This is a genomic window from Pseudomonas lactucae, assembly GCF_016937615.1.
Classification (GTDB): Bacteria; Pseudomonadota; Gammaproteobacteria; order Pseudomonadales; family Pseudomonadaceae; genus Aquipseudomonas; species Aquipseudomonas lactucae.
On the sequence record NZ_JAFHKI010000263.1, the window covers coordinates 1 to 4,937 of the forward strand.

Consider the following 4,937-nt stretch of genomic DNA (forward strand, 5'->3'; position numbering starts at 1 on the left):
GCCATAAACCGGCATCCCTGCCGGTTTACCCCCCAAATCAATATCGAATTGCGGCCAGCGTGTTTGACGGGGCGCCTGACATCAAGATCAAAAGCCAGAGCAACAGCAACAGCAACAGCAACAGAGCAAGAGCAGGCAGATACCTATGGCTGTCGCAGGCAAGCCCACAGGGGATCGGCATCGTTTTTAAGAAAGTGTTTACACACCGGCAATAAGAAAACTAAGGAAGGTCACCGTGAATAAACGCAAGTCAGGCTTAACTACCGCCATCCACACCGCCTTGGGCTACCCACTCAAGGCAACCGCAGCGCGCCATACGGTGCGTTGTTGTGTTGCCTGGCAAGCCTGGGTACCGCCCAGGCCGCACCCTACGTGGAAACCGGCAAGCTGGGCGATGCGGCCAGTTGGCGCAGCAACGAGTTCAAGGCCGACTGGGGCCTGGGCGCCGTGCGGGCGGACACCGCGTACGCCGCCGGCTATACCGGCAAGGGCGTCAAGCTGGGGATCTTCGACCAGCCGGTGTACGCCCAGCACCCGGAATTCGCCAGCCCTGGCAAAGTGGTGACAGTTGTCACCGAGGGCATTCGCCAATACACCGACCCCTATATTCCGGTCAAAGCCGGTGATGCGTTTCGTTATGACGGTACGCCGTCGCTGGGTTCCAACGGCAAGCTGGGTAACCACGGCACCCACGTCGGTGGTATTGCCGCCGGCAACCGCGATGGCGGGCCGATGCACGGCGTGGCCTTCAGCGCGCAGATCATCAGCGCCGAGAACGGCGATCCGGGGCCCGAGGACGGGATCATCCTCGGCAACGACGGGGCGGTGTACAAGGCCGGCTGGGATGGCTTGGTCGCCAGCGGCGCGCGGATCATCAACAACAGCTGGGGCATCGGCATTGGTGACCAGTACGCCAAGGGTGGTCGCGACCCGGCCTTTCCGAACTTCACCGTCAATGAAGCGCAGGCGCAGTTCGACAACATCCGGCCGATCCTCGGGACGCTGGCAGGCGGCGCTTATCAAGGCGCCATCGACGCCGCCCGCAGTGGCGTGCTGACCATCTTCGCCGCCGGTAACGACTACAACCGCAACAACCCCGATGCCATCTCGGGGCTGGCGTATTTTGTACCGCAGATCGCCCCCAACTGGCTGTCGGTCGCGGCATTGCAGCAGAACCCGGACACCACCAGCGCCAATCCTTACGTGATCAGCACGTTTTCCTCGCGTTGCGGGTACGCCGCGAGTTTTTGCGTGGCGGCGCCGGGGACCAGAATCTATAGCTCGGTGATCAACGGTACCAGCCTTGAGAACCTCACCACCGACTGGGCCAACTTCAACGGCACCTCCATGGCCGCGCCGCATGTGGCCGGCAGTGCGGCGGTGTTGATGGAGCGCTTTCCCTATATGAGCGGCGAGCAGATTTCCACCTTGCTCAAAACCACCGCCACCGACCTGGGCGCGCCGGGCATCGACTCGCTGTATGGCTGGGGCATGATCAACCTGGGCAAGGCCGTCAACGGCCCCGGGATGTTTATCACCGCCGAGGATATTCCCGCCGAATTCCGCATCGATGGCGCGTATGGCAGTGGGCAGTTCGTCGCCGACCTGCCGGGCATCGGCGCGGTGGTGGATGCCGGCAAGCCGACCCAACGTCTGTGCAACGACGTGCACTGTGGCCTGGATGTGTGGAGCAACGACATCTCGGGGCATGGCGGCCTGACCAAGCTGGGCGTCGGCGCACTGGTACTGACCGGCAGCAACACCTACAGCGGCCCGACCCTGGTCAACCAGGGCCTGCTGGCGGTCAATGGCTCGATCACCTCCGATGTCACCGTCAGCCAGAGCGGCGTGCTGGGTGGCTCGGGGCGCATCGGTTCGCTGCTCGCACAACGCGGCGGCACCGTGGCGCCGGGCAATTCGATCGGCACGCTTAACGTGGCAGGGGACGTGACGTTCGAAGCAGGCTCCACCTATGCGGTAGAACTGTCGCCCACCAGCAGCGACCGCATCGTCGCCGGGGGAACCGCGACGCTCAACGGCAACACCGTGACCCTCGCGCTGGAAAACAGCCCGACGTTATTGAGCACGGCACAGGCCCAAAGCCTGATCGGCCGCCAGTACACCATTCTGCAAGCGGCGGGCGGCATCAACGGTGGTTTTGGCGCGGTATTGCCCAACTACCTGTTTATCGGTGGTGACCTGAACTATGCGGCCAACGGCGTGCAACTGGCTGTCGCGCGCACGGCCAACAGCTTCGCCAGCGCGGGTGCCACCGACAACCAACGCGCCGTGCGGCCGCCGCCGAGCAACTGGGCGCGGGCAATGCGGTGTATGAAAGCCTGCTGCTGGCACCGAACGTCGCCACGGCGCAGGGTGCGTTCCAGCAATTGACCGGGGAAATCTACCCGGCGCTGCAAAGTGCGCTGGTCAACGACAGCCGCTACCTGCGCGAAGCGGTGGGCGAGCGCCTGCAAAACGGCGAAATGGGCGCCAGCAGCCAGACCGTCGACAAACGCGGCAACGTCTGGGTCAAGGCGCTGGGTGCCTGGGGCAAATCCGATGGGCGCAGCGATACGGCAGGCTACACCACCTCGATTGGCGGCCTGCTGGCCGGGGTCGACGGTGCGTTGGACGACGACACCCGCCTGGGCCTGGTCGCGGGCTACAGCGATACCTCGCTGAATATGGGCAGCGGCACGCATTCCCGGGCAGCTGTCGACAGCTACCACTTCGGCGCCTACGCCGGACACGAAATCGGCGCCTGGCGCTTGAGCGGTGGCGCCACCCACAGCTGGCACCGCGCGGACGTCAAACGTGACCTGCAATACGGTGACGTCAGCGGCAAACAAAAAGCCAAAGTGGACGCACGCAGCACCCAGGTATTCGGCGAAGCGGCGTACCGCGTGAACCTGCAGCCCCTGGCCCTGGAGCCATTCGCCAACCTGGCCTACGTGCATCTGGACAGTGACGGTGTGACCGAAAAGGGCGATGCCGCTGCCTTGAAAAGCCGCGATGACCGCCGCGACCTGGTGCTGAGTACCTTGGGCGTGCGTGGCCTGAAGACCTTCAACGTCAATGACCACCAGCAACTGCAACTGTCGGGCACCCTGGGCTGGCAGCACAACCTGAGCAGCACCGCGTCGCAGCAGCACCTGGCGTTCGCGTCGGGCGGCCCCTCGTTTGCGGTCGAGAGTACGCCAATGGCGCGCGATGCCGCGTTGGTCGGCGCACGCGCCAGCCTGGCGCTCAGCAAGGAGGCACGGGTTAATTTCGACTACAACGGCTTGCTGTCCGGCAAAGAGAAGGTCCACGGCGTGGGCTTGAGCCTCGACTGGGCGTTCTGAGGGTTCCAACGCCCCGCAAGGGGCGGTATCCAACAATAAGAAAAGAGGATGCAGCATGGCTGTCTTTGACTATAAAAACCTCGGGGTCGAGGGTTCCAAAGCGCTGTTCGCCGATGCCATGGCGATTACGTTGTATAGCTACCACAACCTGGATAACGGCTTTGCCGTGGGCTACCAGCACAACGGTTTGGGCCTTGGCTTGCCCGCCACACTGGTTGGCGCGTTACTGGGCGGCAGCGATTCCCAGGGCGTGATTCCCGGTGTGCCCTGGAACCCCGACTCGGAAAAAGCCGCGTTGGAGGCCGTGCAAAAGGCCGGTTGGACGCCCATCAGCGCCAACACCCTGGGCTACTCGGGCAATGTCGACGCCAGGGGCACCTTCTTTGGCGAAAAGGCTGGCTACACCACGGCCCAGGTCGAGGTGCTGGGCAAGTACGATGACGCGGGTAAATTGCTCGAAATCGGCATTGGCTTTCGCGGCACATCCGGCCCCAGGGAAAGCCTGATCAGCGACTCCATTGGCGACCTGGTCAGTGATCTGCTCGCCGCGTTCGGCCCCAAGGATTATGCAAAAAACTACGCCGGCGAGGCCTTTGGCGGCTTGCTCAAGCACGTTGCCGACTACGCCGGCGCCCAGGGCCTGAGCGGCCACGACGTGCTGGTCAGTGGCCACAGTCTGGGCGGCCTGGCGGTCAACAGCATGGCCGACCTGAGCGCGGATAAATGGGCGGGGTTCTACCAGGACGCCAACTACGTGGCCTATGCTTCGCCGACCCAGAGCAGCGGTGACAAGGTGCTCAATGTCGGCTACGAAAACGATCCGGTCTTCCGTGCGCTGGATGGCTCGTCCGTCAACGGGTCGTCGCTGGGCGTGCATGACCAGCCCCACGCATCGACCACCGACAACATCGTCAGCTTCAACGACCACTACGCCTCGACGCTGTGGAACGTGCTGCCGTTTTCCATCGTCAACCTGCCGACCTGGGTCTCGCACTTGCCCACCGGGTATGGCGACGGCATGACGCGCATCCTCGATTCCGGGTTCTATGAGCAAATGAATCGCGACTCGACGATTATCGTCGCCAATCTGTCCGACCCGGCCCGCGCCACCACCTGGGTGCAGGACCTCAACCGTAACGCCGAACCGCACAAGGGCGATACCTTCATCATTGGCAGCGACGGCAATGACCTGATCCAGGGCGGCAAAGGCGCCGACTTTATCGAGGGCGGCAAGGGCAACGACACGCTGCGCGACAGCAGCGGGCATAACACCTTTTTGTTCAGCGGGCAGTTTGGCCAGGACCGGATCATGGGTTACCAACCGACGGATAAACTGGTGTTTACGCAGGTGACAGGCAGTGCCGATTATCGTGATCACGTCAGGGAGCTGGGCGGGGATACGGTGATCAGTTTTGGCGCAGATTCGGTGACGTTGGTGGGGGTGAGTGGTGTGTCGGGGGAGGGGATTGTGATCGGCTAAACGGGCTGCTGTGGCGAGGGAGCTTGCTCCCGGTGACTGCGCAGCGGTCTGCGGCTTTAAAGGGGCGCTTCGCACCCCAGCGGGAGCAAGCTCCCTCGCCACCAAGCTCGCTC

2 protein-coding genes and 1 pseudogene are annotated in these 4,937 nt (G+C 63.4%); all 3 read left to right on the forward strand.

The window, feature by feature from the left end; genetic code table 11:
* Positions 1 to 215 (forward strand): hypothetical protein (locus JWR98_RS29160; RefSeq protein WP_205491897.1); only part of this gene is annotated, 215 nt, incomplete at its 5' end.
* A 20-nt stretch (positions 216 to 235) separates the two neighbouring features.
* Positions 236 to 3,344: pseudogene (locus JWR98_RS29925) on the forward strand (autotransporter domain-containing protein).
* Positions 3,345 to 3,399: 55 nt separating this feature from the next.
* Positions 3,400 to 4,824, forward strand: coding sequence for a polyurethane esterase (locus JWR98_RS29170; RefSeq protein ID WP_205491898.1), 1,425 nt, complete (start codon positions 3,400 to 3,402; stop codon positions 4,822 to 4,824).
* Positions 4,825 to 4,937: the final 113 nt, after the last annotated feature.

Bases quoted from the DNA above. Each gene is read 5' to 3' on its own strand.
- JWR98_RS29170 (WP_205491898.1), top strand. From the start codon at position 3,400: ATGGCTGTCTTTGACTATAAAAACCTCGGGGTCGAGGGTTCCAAAGCG.